This is a genomic window from Streptomyces sp. NBC_00376, assembly GCF_036077095.1.
Lineage (GTDB): Bacteria > Actinomycetota > Actinomycetes > Streptomycetales > Streptomycetaceae > Streptomyces.
Genome location: NZ_CP107961.1, coordinates 517,169 through 530,810 on the forward strand (window position 1 = coordinate 517,169; position 13,642 = coordinate 530,810).

At 68.7% G+C, this 13,642-nt stretch carries 10 protein-coding genes and 5 pseudogenes; 5 read left to right on the plus strand and 10 right to left on the minus strand.

Annotation, left to right across the window (positions count from 1 at the left end; translation table 11 throughout):
• The first annotated feature begins 189 nt into the window (after nucleotides 1-189).
• Nucleotides 190-792, plus strand: a complete 603-nt coding sequence (locus OG842_RS45470) for a TIGR02391 family protein (RefSeq protein ID WP_266737567.1) — start codon at nucleotides 190-192, stop codon at nucleotides 790-792.
• Between the two features lie 98 nt (nucleotides 793-890).
• Here the strand turns inward: OG842_RS45470 and OG842_RS42245 are convergent.
• Nucleotides 891-1,453: pseudogene (locus OG842_RS42245) on the minus strand (Uma2 family endonuclease).
• A 649-nt stretch (nucleotides 1,454-2,102) separates the two neighbouring features.
• Nucleotides 2,103-3,312 (minus strand): annotated as a pseudogene (locus tag OG842_RS42250) (IS701 family transposase).
• 103 nt (nucleotides 3,313-3,415) lie between these two features.
• Here OG842_RS42250 and OG842_RS42255 point away from each other — a divergent pair.
• Nucleotides 3,416-4,648: an IS4 family transposase gene (locus OG842_RS42255; RefSeq protein ID WP_266737513.1), complete on the plus strand. Its 1,233-nt coding sequence runs from the start codon at nucleotides 3,416-3,418 to the stop codon at nucleotides 4,646-4,648.
• A gap of 376 nt (nucleotides 4,649-5,024) precedes the next feature.
• On the opposite strand, the gene OG842_RS42260 is transcribed toward OG842_RS42255, so the two are convergent.
• Nucleotides 5,025-5,726 carry a tectonin domain-containing protein gene (locus OG842_RS42260; protein ID WP_266737566.1) on the minus strand — a complete coding sequence of 234 codons (702 nt, stop codon included), beginning with the start codon at nucleotides 5,724-5,726 and terminating at the stop codon, nucleotides 5,025-5,027.
• A 510-nt stretch (nucleotides 5,727-6,236) separates the two neighbouring features.
• On the opposite strand from OG842_RS42260, the gene OG842_RS42265 reads away from it, so the two are divergent.
• Complete coding sequence (locus OG842_RS42265) at nucleotides 6,237-6,464, plus strand: hypothetical protein (protein WP_266737565.1); 228 nt, start codon at nucleotides 6,237-6,239, stop codon at nucleotides 6,462-6,464.
• A gap of 130 nt (nucleotides 6,465-6,594) precedes the next feature.
• Here OG842_RS42265 and OG842_RS42270 read toward each other — a convergent pair whose 3' ends face one another.
• The 5 genes and pseudogenes from OG842_RS42270 to OG842_RS45480 form a co-directional block, all read right to left on the minus strand.
• Nucleotides 6,595-7,410 (minus strand): peptidoglycan-binding domain-containing protein, encoded by an 816-nt coding sequence (locus OG842_RS42270; RefSeq protein WP_323185917.1) that lies wholly within the window; start codon nucleotides 7,408-7,410, stop codon nucleotides 6,595-6,597.
• A gap of 195 nt (nucleotides 7,411-7,605) precedes the next feature.
• On the minus strand, nucleotides 7,606-7,785 hold the full coding sequence (locus OG842_RS42275; RefSeq protein WP_266737563.1) for a hypothetical protein: 180 nt from the start codon (nucleotides 7,783-7,785) through the stop codon (nucleotides 7,606-7,608).
• Nucleotides 7,786-7,787: 2 nt separating this feature from the next.
• Nucleotides 7,788-8,998 (minus strand): IS3 family transposase gene (locus OG842_RS42280; RefSeq protein ID WP_266726803.1). Its coding sequence is split into 2 segments (ribosomal slippage): nucleotides 7,788-8,707 and nucleotides 8,707-8,998, totalling 1,212 coding nucleotides; the frame shifts between segments, so codons are not numbered across the junction.
• Between the two features lie 23 nt (nucleotides 8,999-9,021).
• The gene (locus OG842_RS45475; RefSeq protein WP_353962614.1) at nucleotides 9,022-9,516 is read right to left on the minus strand and encodes a transposase; all 495 of its coding nucleotides are present in this window, start codon (nucleotides 9,514-9,516) and stop codon (nucleotides 9,022-9,024) included.
• Nucleotides 9,513-9,686 (minus strand): annotated as a pseudogene (locus OG842_RS45480) (transposase family protein); the annotation flags it as partial. The gene OG842_RS45475 and the pseudogene OG842_RS45480, both read right to left, overlap by 4 nt.
• A gap of 434 nt (nucleotides 9,687-10,120) precedes the next feature.
• On the opposite strand from OG842_RS45480, the gene OG842_RS42285 reads away from it, so the two are divergent.
• A complete protein-coding gene (locus tag OG842_RS42285) occupies nucleotides 10,121-10,699 on the plus strand; it encodes a hypothetical protein (RefSeq protein ID WP_266737560.1) in 579 nt (192 codons plus the stop codon).
• 423 nt (nucleotides 10,700-11,122) lie between these two features.
• Here the strand turns inward: OG842_RS42285 and OG842_RS42290 are convergent.
• Nucleotides 11,123-11,593: pseudogene (locus OG842_RS42290) on the minus strand (zeta toxin family protein); the annotation flags it as partial.
• Nucleotides 11,594-12,192: 599 nt separating this feature from the next.
• Between OG842_RS42290 and tpg the strand changes: the two are divergent.
• Nucleotides 12,193-12,468: pseudogene (gene tpg, locus OG842_RS42295) on the plus strand (telomere-protecting terminal protein Tpg); the annotation flags it as partial.
• Here tpg and OG842_RS42300 read toward each other — a convergent pair.
• Nucleotides 12,458-13,588 (minus strand): MFS transporter, encoded by a 1,131-nt coding sequence (locus OG842_RS42300; protein WP_328512724.1) that lies wholly within the window; start codon nucleotides 13,586-13,588, stop codon nucleotides 12,458-12,460. The pseudogene tpg and the gene OG842_RS42300 sit on opposite strands and share 11 nt — an antisense overlap.
• Between the last annotated feature and the right edge of the window lie 54 nt (nucleotides 13,589-13,642).

Here is a 13,642-nt window from a genome sequence, read left to right on the forward strand (position 1 = left end):
TCGCGCACTGTATCCGGTCGCCCTCGGGCCGGCCGGACCGGCATTCATGGGCGCGGCCCCTTGGGGCGAAGGGTTCTCTGCATGATGGCAAGACTCCGCCGCGGACACCTCCCTTGGCATGAGCCGGGCAGGGTGCTACTGCCTTCCCCGGCTGAGTGGTGCGGGATTGCGGCTGGTCCAATGGTGGCGGTGGTGGCGAACGTGGTCGGGGTTGATGTAGTGCCACCGGTGGCGTTTGAGTTCGGATTGCAGGCGGTCCGTCACGGTGTCCACGACTCTAAGGTCGTCGGTCAGGACGTACGCTCCGGCGTCGAAGAGGACGTGGCAGTTCGGGCAGAGGCACAGCAGGTTCCAAAGCGGGGAACCCCGTTCTGGTGGGAGAGGGAAGCAGTGACCCGCACCATTGCCCAGTTGGAGGCTGAGCAGGAACTCGCCGACAACCTCGGCTCCGGTGCGCCCCAGCTGGACGCGTCGACGATGCATCCGTGGGTGTGGGGCAGTGTCCAGGGCCTATGGGGGAGTGGGCACTACCGGCAGGCCGTCGGGATGGCGGCCGTAGCTGTGAATGCCCAGTCGCAGGCCAAGCTCGGGCGGAAAGACTTGTCGGAGTCGAAGCTCCTCGGTGAGGCGTTCAGCATCAAGCCGCCCGAGGCAGGGAAACCGCGGCTTCGTCTCGGCCCGAACGACGGCAGTGATACGTGGCGCAGCCGTCACGAGGGCGCTGGTGCGTTCGCGCGCGGCGTGTACTCCGCGATCCGCACCCCGATCGCTCACGAGCAGGGGACGAGCTGACGGAGAGTGAGGCGCTGGAGATGCTGGCCGCGTTCAGTCTCCTCGCGAACTGGATCGACGATGCGACCGTGGAGACGGCCTCGTAGCATCCGCTGCGCTCAGGCGGGTGTCAGGCCGCTGGTGTCCAGGTCCAGATTGAACGGGTCTGGGAGACGCAGCACGGCACCGAAGGGGTGGGGGCCGTCGACGCGGGTGTAGCCCAGGTGCCCGGGTTCGGAGAACAGGGTGACGCTGCCCTCGATCCGGTCGACGAGGAGGTAGAGCGGGGCCCGGTACTCGGCGTACCGGCGGCGCTTTACGCCCCGGTTGGTTTCCGCGTTCGACTCCGACGTCACTTCCACGACGAGGAGTGTCTGGTCGGGGAGCAGTGCCCCCCACCCTTCGCGAGGTCCTCGGGAACGACGGCGATGTCGGGGACGTACCAGTTCGACGACCCGAGCAGGTCCAGGTTCCCCGAGCCTTCAACGCAGCCGAGTTCATCGACCCGGTCCTCGAGCTGCCGGCGCACTATTCGGGCGGCACGTTCATGGTCCCAGGTCGGCGACACGGGCTCGATGATCCCCTCAATGATCTGAACACGGTCCCCGCGGATGTGCTGAACGGCGTACTTGAGGGCGCGCTCGGAGTCGATGCCGTAGCCGTAGCCGGGTGCGCTCGTGATCTGTTCGGCCTCTGATGGTGGTGCCTGAGAGCATCATGCCCTGACCGCCCGTAGCGACGCGCGGGGCACGGGTGATATGAGACACCGCGCAGAACCGTACCGGCCGTGGCCAGCGGGCCGCATGGTGCAGGAAACAGCACCGAGCTGGGCCTGAGCGCCTGTGCGCCCCACCGGGCCCCCTCCCCGCGGCCATAACTGTGACAGACCGTCGATTGCATGGGCGGACGCTGCGGGAAGTGCCATGGCCTATCAATGCCTGACGACGACCTGGTGAACGTCGCTCCTGGGGAGCACTGGTGCGAGAGGTGCTGTGAGGACTGGGCGTACGACGGTCTGGTTGAGGGACGGAATCGTGGTGAAGACGACTTGCCGACCATGCCGATCGGTGATCCTGATGAGGCGCAGCACCGGCGAGGAACAGCGGCGTAGGGTCCGCGCCTGGCCGATGCGTAGTGTGACTGGGCGCCTGAGTTGGCCCGGACCGCGAACTGGAATGCCAAGGGGGCGCAGCGGTCGGATAACTCCGTTCTAGTAGGGCTTTGTTAGGTGGTGTCGTAGGGCTGCCATGGGGTGGGTTGTCGGCAGGTGGGGCAGGTTCCGGTCCAGGTGGCCAGCAGATGTTGGAGGAGGTCCAGGGCCTGGTAGAGGGTCAGGCCCTGGCAGGGACTTTTGGGCAGGTCCGCTGTTCGGTCAGGAACAGGTGGGCGGCGGTGACGAGGGTGACGTGGCGGTGCCAGCCGGTGAATGAGCGGCCTTCGAAGTGGTCGAGTCCGAGGGTGGTCTTCAGCTCGCGGTAGTCGTGCTCGATGCGCCACCGTAACTTCGCGAGGCGGACCAGATCCCGGGCCGGGATGTCGGCTGGCAGGTTGGATATCCAGTACTTGACCGGCTCGTCCTCACCCTCGGGCCACTGGGCGATCAGCCAGGTCAGGCCGATGACACCGTCGGGAGCGGGCTTTGGACGGCGTCCCGCGAGCCGGATGCGCAGGAACACGAAGCGGGAGGTCATCGCGGCTTTGGAGCCCTTGCGCCAGGTGACCGTCACCGCTTTGTCGCGGCCGGCGGCCAGGACGTGTTCGCGCAGGCTGAGTGGGCGGGTTCGGTAGCGGGGCAGCGGCCTGGGACCGAGCCCACCGTAGGGCGGCTGGTGGGGCTTGGCCGCCTCGGCATGAGCGGTCAGTTCGCCCTTGACCTGCAGTGCGTAGGCCAGGCCCCGGTCTTCCAGCGCGTGCCGGAAGTCGGCGTTCGCGCCGTAGCCGGCATCCGCGACCAGCACCGCGGGCCACAGTCCGACCGCTGCCAGTTCGTCGAGCATGTCCAGCGCGAGCTGCCACTTCGGCCGGTGACGCTCTTCGTCGGGGATCCGGCAGTGGGCCCGCCGGTCCGCCGCTTCTGGGCTGTCCCAGCTCTGGGGCAGGAACAGCCGCCACGAGAGCGGGCAGGATGCGGTGTCGGAGGCGGCATGGACGCTGACGCCGATCTGGCAGTTGCCGACCTTGCCCAGGGTGCCGGAGTACTGCCGGGCCACCCCGGGCGAGGACACTCCGTCCTTGGGGAAGCCGGTGTCGTCCACCACCCACACCTGCGGACGCACCACCCCGACCGCACGGCGGGCCAACCCCGCGCGGACTGTGCCCACCGGCCAGGTCGAGGACGTCATGAACTGCTGCAACTGCTGATGGTCCACACCCAGACGCCCAGGCGATCGGCTGCATCGACTTCCGACGCCCGTCCAGCAACAGACCCCGCAGATACAACCGGCCCTTCACCCGCTGGTCAGCACGTCTCAGCGAAGCGAACACCTCCCCGGCGAACTCCTCCAACCGGCCACGACACAAAGCGAGTTCATCCGCCCTCATACCAGCAGGAAACCACCAGAACCACCGCCTGCCCAGACACGTAACAAAGCCCTACTAGGGCCAATACCGGTGACTTTGTTGGTGGTGGGTCGTTGGGTGTGGTGTGCCAAGGCCTGGACAGGTGAAGTCGTCGGGTGAGCGGTTGTCGGACCGGATCGCTCTGGGTGTGCTGACGCGGGTGTTTGCGCCCGAGTTGGTGGATGAGGTGGTTGTTGGGTGTGGGCGTCTGGAACAGCGGTCGCGGCTGTTGCCGGCCCGGGTGGTGGTCTATTTCGTGCTCGCGATGTGTCTGTTCTCCGGGCAGGGCTATGAGGAGGTGGCCCGACTGCTGACGCAGGGGCTGGAGCGGGTGCGGCGGTGGGAGAAACCGTGGCAGGTGCCCACGACAGCGGCGATCGGCCGGGCCCGCCGGCGATTGGGGCCGGAGCCGTTGAAGGTGCTGTTCGCGCGAGTGTGCCGGCCGGTGGCCGCCCCGGACACTGCTGGTGCCTGGTATCGGCAGTGGCGTCTGGTTGCGGTGGACGGCACGGTCTTCGATGTGCCGGACACCGGGGCGAACAGCGATTTCTTCGGCCGGCCCGGCTCGGGCCGGGGACAGCAGCGCAGTGCCTACCCGCGGGTGAGGGTCGCTGCGCTGGTGGAGTGCGGGACACACGCGGTGTTCGCCGCGGCGACCGGCCCGCTGTCGGTTCATGAACAGCAGTTGATTCCCGGCCTGCTGGGCCGGCTCGAGCCGGGAATGCTGCTGATGGCCGACCGCGGCATCACCGGCTTCGAGCTGTGGCGGGCCGCCTCGGACACGGGCGCGGACCTGTTGTGGCGCGTCCGGAAGAACATCGTGCTCCCGGTCCTCGAAGCCTTCGACGACGGCTCCTACCTGTCCGAGATCGTTGCGGCAGGCGACCGCAAGCACCGGGACCCGGTCCGGGTCCGCGTCATCGAGTACACCCTCGGCCGCGAGGACGCCGACACGGTCTACCGGCTGATCACGACCATCTGCAACCCGCAGGAGGCCCCTGCGGCCGACCTGGCGGGCCTCTACCATCAACGCTGGGAGATCGAGAACACCCTGGACGAGATCAAGACCCATCAGGGCGGACACCGCCTCGTCCTCCGCTCCCAGTACCCCGATGGCGTCGAGCAGGAAATCTACGGTTTCCTTCTTGTCCACCACGCACTCCGGGACGTCATGCACCACACCGCTCACCAGGCCGGCCTCGACCCCGACAGACTGTCCTTCACCCGCACCCTTCGCATCGCTCGCCGCCACGTCACCGACCAGGCGGCACTTTCCCCCCTCACGACTCAGTCGAGCCCTGACCCACGCCATCCGTGAGCTGCTGGAACGACTCCTGCCACCCCGCAGGCAACGCTCCAACCCCCGTGTCATCAAACGCAAGATGGCCAACTGGCACCTCAAACACACCCACCACCGCAACCCACCCCGACCACCCGCAGCAGCAATCACACTCATCCCGCCCACCAAACCCGCCAGCAGACGCCAGAAGAGCACCTAAATCACCGGTATTGCTACTAGGGCCTGCCCGGCGGATGATGCAGAATCCCTGAACGGACGTTCTTCCCAGGTACGAAGAGGTCCTGACTTGGGCTGAACCTGTGGTGGCCAGCCGACACTCTCGGCGGGGCAAAGAAGCCGTGCGCCCCGTGACCGTGATTCGGTGACGGGGCGACGGGGTGCAGGCCGACTGACCTCAGGGCTGGTCGCCGATGTAGCGGAAGATCTCGTGGTTGGCGTTGACGCCCCAGACGGTTCCGTCGGCTGCGGCGCTGATGTCGGTCAGGCCACCGGGGACGTTGTGCCACGGATTGGCGTCGTCGTTGGTGAACCTGTAGATCCCCCCGTCGGGGTTGATGCCCCACACGTTGGACCGGGACCCGGCCGAGATTCCCGACAGACCACCAGGGATCTTCTTCCAGTGGCCGGTGGAGTCCTGGTCGCCGATGTAGCGGAAGATCTCGTGGTTGGCGTTGACGCCCCAGACGGTTCCGTCGGCTGCGGCGCTGATGTCGGTCAGGCCACCGGGGACGTTGTGCCACGGATTGGCGTCGTCGTTGGTGAACCTGTAGATCCCCCCGTCGGGGTTGATGCCCCACACGTTGGACCGGGACCCGGCCGAGATTCCCGACAGACCACCAGGGATCTTCTTCCAGTGGCCGGTGGAGTCCTGGTCGCCGATGTAGCGGAAGATCTCGTGGTTGGCGTTGACGCCCCAGACGGTTCCGTCGGCTGCGGCGCTGATGTCGGTCAGGCCACCGGGGACGTTGTGCCACGGATTGGCGTCGTCGTTGGTGAACCTGTAGATCCCCCCGTCGGGGTTGATGCCCCACACGTTGGACCGGGACCCGGCCGAGATCCCCGACAGACCACCACTGATCTTCTTCCAATGAGCCATGTCGACCTTGTTCCCCTCGTTCGTGCCCTGTCTTCAGGTGCTTGACTGAGGCTAGATCGGCTGAATGGCCCAATATTGTGATTGATCAACAAAATGATCCGGAAATGGCTGTTTGAAGCCGATCCTTTCCCGCCTGCCTGGCGAACGGGCCAGTTGGCCACGGACACATTGGCCGGATGCGCGGTCCCACCTGCGGGGGATCGACGCAGCGGCACGACACGTGCAGGAGAAGGCTGCATCGCGCGACAGGCCCCCGGAGTATCCGGGGCCGGGGCCTGTCGTCGCACGCCTATGATCCGCCGGACAGGTCTAGGCGGCCTGTACGTCAGGCCCACCCCGACCACAGACCCGACCACGGGCCGACGTAGGCCGACCACATTCCCGACCACCGCAGGCCAGGGCCAACATCCTGCTCCTGGACCACGATCCCGGCCGCCGCGCCGGCACCCCGTTGCACGGGAGCCCGGCGGCCGGGTCGACCGGCGATGCGCTGCCCGTACGATGACCGGCGTGACCGTCCGCCGTGCCCTTGGCGCAGGCCCCCAGGCTCCCGCGCCCAGCATCCGCGCAGCCCAGGCCGACCTGCTCGACACTCTCCCCGGAGAGCGCCTGTCCGACCTCGACGAACTGCGAGCCCGAGGCGTCCTCGGCACGCGCCCGGCTGCGCCCCCGTCCCCGCGGCGGACCCTCGGGACCGGTGGCCGCGCCGACGAGAAACTGCCCCACCAGCCCGCCTGACCCCCCTCGGCACTGGTGCGCTGCCCCCGTGGTGCCGTGCCGTACCCGTGAAACGCCCGGTGGGCGGCACCCGCATGGGGTGCCGCCCACCGGGCGTTGGTGGCGCAGGGGTTAGCCGGCTGGAGGGAGATCAGATGAAGGTGATGTCCCAGTGGACGCCGCCGCCGCGGGGGATTTCGTAGACGTACTCGGCGGAGATCCCGTTGAGGGTGCCGTGCCAGCGGGCGTCGGTGCCCCGCGGGGCGCCCTTGCGCTGGGTGGTCTTGATCCAGTTGGTCACGCAGCTGCCCTCGTCACGGGTACGCAGGTCGAGCTTGTAGCCGCCTGCGTGGGAGTGGTTGCCCCTGGTGCTGTGGCCGGACTCGGTACCGCCGGTGATGACGATGGTGCACCCGCCGCTGGCCTTCTTCAGAGCGATGACGCCCTGGATGGTGCGGGCACGGACACCTGCCAGGGAGGTCCGGCCGACCGGGGCCTTGATGCCGGCCGCGGCGAGCTGCGCGAGGGCCTGGCGCTGGGTCAGCCTGCCGTTCGCCGGAGCGGGCGTGGTCGGGGCAGGCGTGGTCGGGGTGCTCGTCTTGGTTCCGTTGACCAGCTTGTTCCACGTCTTCGGACCGACGACACCGTCAGCGGTCAGCCCGTGGGACCGCTGGAACGCAGCCGTCGCGTTCCGGGTGGCCGGACCGAACGCACCGTCGACCGCGATGCGGTTCCCGTACCCGGCGAGCTGCGCCTGGGCGGCCTTCACCGCGGATCCGTTCGCGCCCTGGCCAACAGTGCGGACCAGCTTGTTCCAGGTGTTCGGGCCGATGATGCCGTCCGCGGTCAGGCCATGGGACCGCTGGAACGCGGCGGCGGCGTTCTGGGTGTTCGGGCCGTAGATCCCGTCGGCGGTGACGGACTGGCCGGCCGCGGCCAGCAGGTGCTGGGCGGTCGTGACGTTCACGCCACGCGCCCCGTTCTTCAGCAGCGGCCAGACAGCCGTGGACGGAGCAGGCGGCGTCGTTGTACCCGTTCCCGGAGGGGTGGGGGCCGTCTGGCCAGGAGCCAGGTGGGCGAGGGCGCGGAGCTGGGTCAGCGTGCCCTTGTAGACGTTGATGTCGGCCCTGCCCCGCAGGCCGGGTACCGTCCCGTTCTCGGTTTACTGCCAGATCGACCAGTACCTGCCGCCGACCGGAGCGGGCTCACGCGTTCCGCTCTCGTAGCGGGGCTGCCACAGCGGGCTGTTGGCCAGGGCGCCGGTGTTGCCGCGCAGACAGGTGTCGGCGAAGTCCTTCGAGGTGTAGACGATGGGGGGGCCTTGACCCCGGATTGTGAACACGTCTATGCGGCTTGGGCCAGGGTAGTTGCTGCGGGTTGGAGGCCGTTCTCGTAGGCGATCGGGGATCTTTGGCCGAGGCGGGAGTGCCTGCGTCGGGTGTTGTATCGGGTCAGCCGGCGGAAGGCGTCGAGCCTGGCCTCGCGCTCGCTCGGCCAGGCCTTTCGGCCTTTGAGTGTTTCTCTCTTGAAGGCTGCGTTGAAGCTTTCCGCGGCGGCGTTGTCCGCGCTGGACCCGATCGCGCCCATACTCTGCTGGACCCCTGCTGACCTGCAGATCTCGGCGAAGGCCCTACTCGTATATTGCGAGCCGTGGTCGGTGTGCATGATCGCTCCTGCCAGGCTCCCGCGGGTCCGCTCGGCGGCCGCCAGGGCGTCGGTGACGAGCTCGGTCCGCATGTGGTCGGCGATCGCCCACCCGGCCAGCCGGCGTGAGGCGAGGTCGATGACGGTTGCGAGGTAGAGCGGCTTCGCGCCGCTGACCGGCAGGTATGTGATGTCCCCGACGTACTTCGTGTTCACCACAGCCGCGGTGAAGTCACGCCCGATCAGATCTGGCGCCTTCGCCGCGGCCTGGTCCGCGACGGTGGTGCGGTGCCGGCGGCGCAACCGGACTCCCTCGAGCCCGATGGTCCGCATGATCCTCGCGACGCGTTTGTGGTTGATAGCCGGGCCGTCCCCGTCACGGAGCTCGGCGGTGATCCTCGGAACTCCGTAGGTCCCGTTGGAGTCCTGGTGGACCTTGCGTATTCGGGCCGCGAGCCCGGCCTCGACGGCCTGCCGGGCCGCTCTTGCGGCTGCGGTGCGGCGCCAGTAGTAGAAGCTCGAGCGGGCCAGGCCGAGGATGTCGCAGAGCCGCTTCACGCCGTGACGGCGCTGGTGATCCTCAACGAACTGGTAGCGGTTCACCAGCGCGTCTCCGTCGCGAAATACCGGGCCGCCTTACGGAGGATGTCGCGTTCTTCCTCGAGTTCGCGGATCCTCTTGCGTGCTGCGGTCAGCTCCGCCTGAACGTCGTTGCCTTCGGTTCGGGCAGCGGTCGGCGGTGCGGAGTGAGCGCCGGGCCGGCGCCCGTCCGCGGCTCGGATCCAGTTCCTCAGCGTCTCGGTGTTCACCCCGAGATCAGCGGCGACCGACTTGATTGTCGCTCCCGGCCTCGACCGGTACAACGTGACCGCGTCCGCCTTGAAATCGGCGGGATAGTGCTTCATCCCCACAGGGACTCCGTTCTCCTGGACCATCAAGATCCAAGTCTCTCCGGTGTCCAAAATCCGGGGTCAAGGTCCCGGTGACCTGTCGGCCATGGCGACGCGGACGGGTCCGGGGCGTGAACGTTCCTTGGTTCGGGCTGAGACGCTGCGGGCGTCAGGACGCGCAGGCAGCGACGGTGCTGGGCGACACTCCGCTCGGCGGCCTCGCTCAGGTTGTGCCACAGATGCCATCGATCCGCGACCTGCACAGCCTGTGGTGCTCCGACAGTGGCACCTTCAGCGAAGAAAGGCGCGCGGTCCCGGCATACGATCTCGACACCGGGCCGCTGTGCGAGCCAGGCGGCCAGGCTGGATGCCTCCCGGTCCGGGAGCAGATCGATCGGACGGCGGGTCTCAACGTCCACCAGCAAGGTGCCGTAGTGGCGGCCCTTTCGGGTGGCGTACTCGTCGACGCCGACCACCCGCGGTGCGGGCACCTCCGGCTCAGGCAGAGCGTCGACCAGGCGCACAAATTGTTCCCGCATCGGAACCGCCGAACCCGTAACTGGAGCACGACGCTTCGCCCGGCGCTCGGCGCGTCAGCGGGAAACCGCAGGTAGGAGCTGTGGACCCGAGTCGACCAGGCCCCGCACCCTGGGCAGGCGGCGCCGACCATGATGCATTGCGCGTCAACACGCACTATCTCGGTGTTCACGTCTACCGACAGCACCGCGATGTCCGCGATCGACGGGAACAACAGCTCTTTCAACCGGAGTGCAACCTCTTCCACAGCCCGGACTTTCAGCCCAACCGCCACGGCGACGGCTGTTTTTCGGGCGAATTCCGAAGCTGTCCCGAGGGGGTCGGATGTCACTCACAGTGGCCGCTGCACGGAAGCTGAGCCAGAACCTCGCTGATCCGCAAATTGTTGATGAGAACGGACGCCACCACATGATCGGCGCATCTTCCGTCGGCACAGTGTGCCGGAATATGGGCAGTTGTCAATGTTCTTCCCGCGAAGGTGTGATCATCCGGTTCGTCCGGGCGTGTCGGTGGCGATTGCCGGAAGCATGGTCCATGCCGGGATCAGCTTGCATGAGCGTCCAACGGCGCGCTCCCGGCTGGAAGTTCGCGGAAGGGGAGTCAGCGATGGCGAACGAACTGCACTACGGGGACCGGCTCCAACTTCAAAACCTCTACTCGGGCGACGGAGGGTACCTCGACGTCAACGGCGGCTCCAGCGCCCCGGGGGCGAAGTACCAAGTGTCCACCGCGGTGGTCGCCAACCGTGAGCCGGCCAGCAGCACCTGGGAGATCGTCTCCGGGTCCTGCGCGGCCATCGGAGCGCCGGTCAAAAGCGGCGAGATCATCTACCTGCGCAACCTCTACACCGGCAACGGCGGCTACCTCGACGCCGGCAACGGAGATGCCACCAGCGTCCAGAAGACGGGCGGCGGCCTGTACGAGGTCACCACAGCCTGGGGCAAGGACCGCGACGGCAACAGCAGCCGCTGGCAGATCTTCGACATCACCTCCGCACCCCAGGACGGCCTCGTCCGTTTCAACGACACCGTCCAGCTGTGGAGCACCTACAAGGACCTCGGCGGCTTCCTGGAGACAAACCAGGCCAGCACCCTCACCGGCGCCCGCAACGACGTCGACACCAACTCCTACTCCAACCGCTCCAACTCCAACGTCACCTTCTGGAAGATCCTGCCCGCCGTCTGAAGTCCGGTCCTCGCAGCGGAAGCGCCTCGACGCTTCCGCCGCAAGGACCCAAGCGGTGTCAGAGAGGTGAAGAGCTGCGGGGGCCTCTTCTTCACGCGGCTGGGCGTTCACGAGCCCAGGCAGTGGGAGGGCGGCCACGGGCGTGGGGCCGGTCAGTCTCCGCGGCTGAAGGTGGGCGGGCATCAGCGCTCGCGCCAGGCGGGAAATCTGCTCCAGGTCGTGGCGGTAGTGCGGGAGCTCGGTGCGCAGGCGGCGCTGGAGGGCCCAGAAGCGTGCCGCCTCCTGGGAGGTGTAGGGGCGGGTCTGCTCGGCGAGCAGCACATCCGCTGCGGCTCTCGGCCGCGACCAGGAGCCTTGAGGGGTGCGGTCGTTGCGGTAGAGGACGGTTCCGTCGCGCCCCCACACCATGACGGAGTCGGCCACCGGCTCCTGCTCGGCCGCGGCAACCGCGTCGGCGAGCACGGCGAGGTGCCCGTCGTGCCCGAAGGCGGTGGTGAACCGGCCGTGCCCGCCCAGCCGGTTGACGTCGGCACAGCGCCTCGCGGTGCCCTGCCGGGAGTCGGCCGCCCGTACGGCCAGCACCACCAGCTCCACCCGGTAGCCCGCCCGCCGGTAGGCCATCGCGCTTTCCACGAAGGCGGCCGGGCTGCCGGGGGCGACCTCGATCGTCACGTCCCCGCGCCGCTCTCGCACCGCCGCTTCGGCCATCGCCTGCCAGGCCCGGTAGTCCGCCCGGATCCGGTCCCCGGCCGCACGCGGCTCCTCGCGCAGCAGGTCGTAGTAGTCCGGGTGCATCGCCTTGAAGTCATCGCCGCTGATCCGTGTGGGCCGGCCGCGCAAGGCCCGGCGCAGCACCTGCGCCTGACTGGTCTTGCCGGAGCCGGGCTGGCCCATGACGAATACCGCGACCGGTCGCTCCTGCGGCGTGATGTCCTCCAGGAGCGACGGCGCGATCAGCACGTCCCAGATCCACCGGTGCTCCTCGGCGGAGAGCCGGTGGTAGTCGACGCCCGGCGCCTGCCTCCTCGCCTGCGCGGTACGCCGCAGCGGCTCGGCCAGGGCGGCGGCACGCTCGCCGTCGCGTCGCACTGCCAGGGCCCAGTCCTCGGGCAGCCCGGGATCGTGCGCACGCCGGTCGACATCGGCGAGCTGGCGGCGGAAAACGCCGGTCTCCGCCGCGTCCCACGGGCGTAACCGCTCGGCCAGCAACGCCTCCCGGGCCCCAACCGGGTGAAGCCACCGGCCGTCGGGGGTGACTTCGTTGGCGTACAGGACCTCACCCGCGCGCCGCACGACGACACGGTCGGCCAGGCGCCCGGCCTCGATCTCGGCCAGGGCCGTGGGCAGCGCCGCCGCGCAGGCGTCATGGTTGTCCCACCCCACGTACCGCGCCCGGCCCGCGAGCGGTTCAACGTCCCGGACCTCAACCTCGCCCGGTCAAGGACGGCACCGTCACCGATGTCGACAACGGCGAGTAGGGGAGTACGCAGGCGATGAGCATGTTCGGGGACAGCCTGGACAAGGCGGTGCAGAAGGCGTTCACCCGCCCGGCACCCAAGTCTGCGGGCCCGCAGATGCGGTACATGGTCAAGCAGCTCGGCGGCACGAAGGCGGTCGCCGAACTGCTCGGCATGTCCCAGCGGCAGGTGGAGCGGTACGTGTCAGGCAAGGCCAAGAAGCCGCGCGCCGACCTCGCCGCGCGCCTGGAGCGCGAGGTGACGAAGCGGTGGCAGCCGCAGATCCGGGCCAAGGCCCGGGTCAGCGCCGCTGGGTGGACAGTGCCATCCCGATGACAAGCTGTGCGGCCGCCGTTACCAGCAGCGCCGCCATTGGCAGGGTCCAGCCGCCGGAGGCGCTGCGCAGCAGGCCGATGGCGAAGGGGCCGAGAGCGGCGACCAGGTAGCCGAGGGACTGGGACAGGCTGGACAGGGCGGTGGTCTCGGCGGGGCTGCTGCCGCTGTTGCCGATCACGGCCAGCACCAGCGGGAAGGAACACAGTCCCAGCCCGACCAGCAGGGCCCACATGACCGGCAGGTCCACCGGGGCAATGAGGAGTCCGGTGAATCCGGCGAGCATCGCCGCCGAGATGGCCATGAAGGCATGTCGCAGCCGGTCCGGCGCTCGGGCGAAGGCGAGTACCAGGAAGGTGGCCGGGATCCCGACGGCCTGGGACACCGCGAGGATGCCGCCCGCGCGGCCGCCGGACATGCCCTGGTCGGACAGCATCGTGGGCAGCCAGCCGATGATTGCGTAGCAGTTCAGTGCCTGGAGTGCGAAGTACGTGGTCACCAGTGCACCGAGCCGGGTGCGTGCCATCGTCCACGGCGAGATGTACGTCCCGTTGGCGTCAGAGGAGGACGCAGGCCGGGCCTCGGGTGCCCGGACGAGCGCCCACATCAGCGTGGCGAGCAGCGCGGGCATCGCCCACACGGCCAGTCCCAGGGATGGGGAACCCGCCCACGCGGCGAGCGGTATGGCGACGGCCGCGCCCAGAGTCGAACCGAGGGCCATCACGGTGGTGTACACGCCGGTGAGCAGCGTGATCCTGGCCGGGAAGTGGGCCCGCAGCAGGGTCGGCAGCAGGACATTGCACAGGGCGAGGCCGGACATGCCGAGGACGGTTCCGCCGAGCAGAGCCCAGGTGGCGGGGATGCCGCGGAGAGTGAGCCCGGCCGTGAGGGCCGCGAGTGCGAGCAGCACGGTCCGCTCGGCTCCGAGACGTCTGGTGATGCGGCCCGTGAAGAAGCCGGCGGCGGCGAAGCTCAGGGTCGGCAGAGCAGGCAGTGCGGCGGCGGCCGCCGCACCGAATCCGAGGTCGGTCTGTAGGGCGTCGAGCAGGGCGGAGGCGCTGCTGATGCTGAGGCGGAGGTTCAGCGCGATGAGCACCACGCCAGCTCCGGCGAGCCAGGCGGCGCGTGGGCGGCCGAAGGGCCTGCCGGTGGT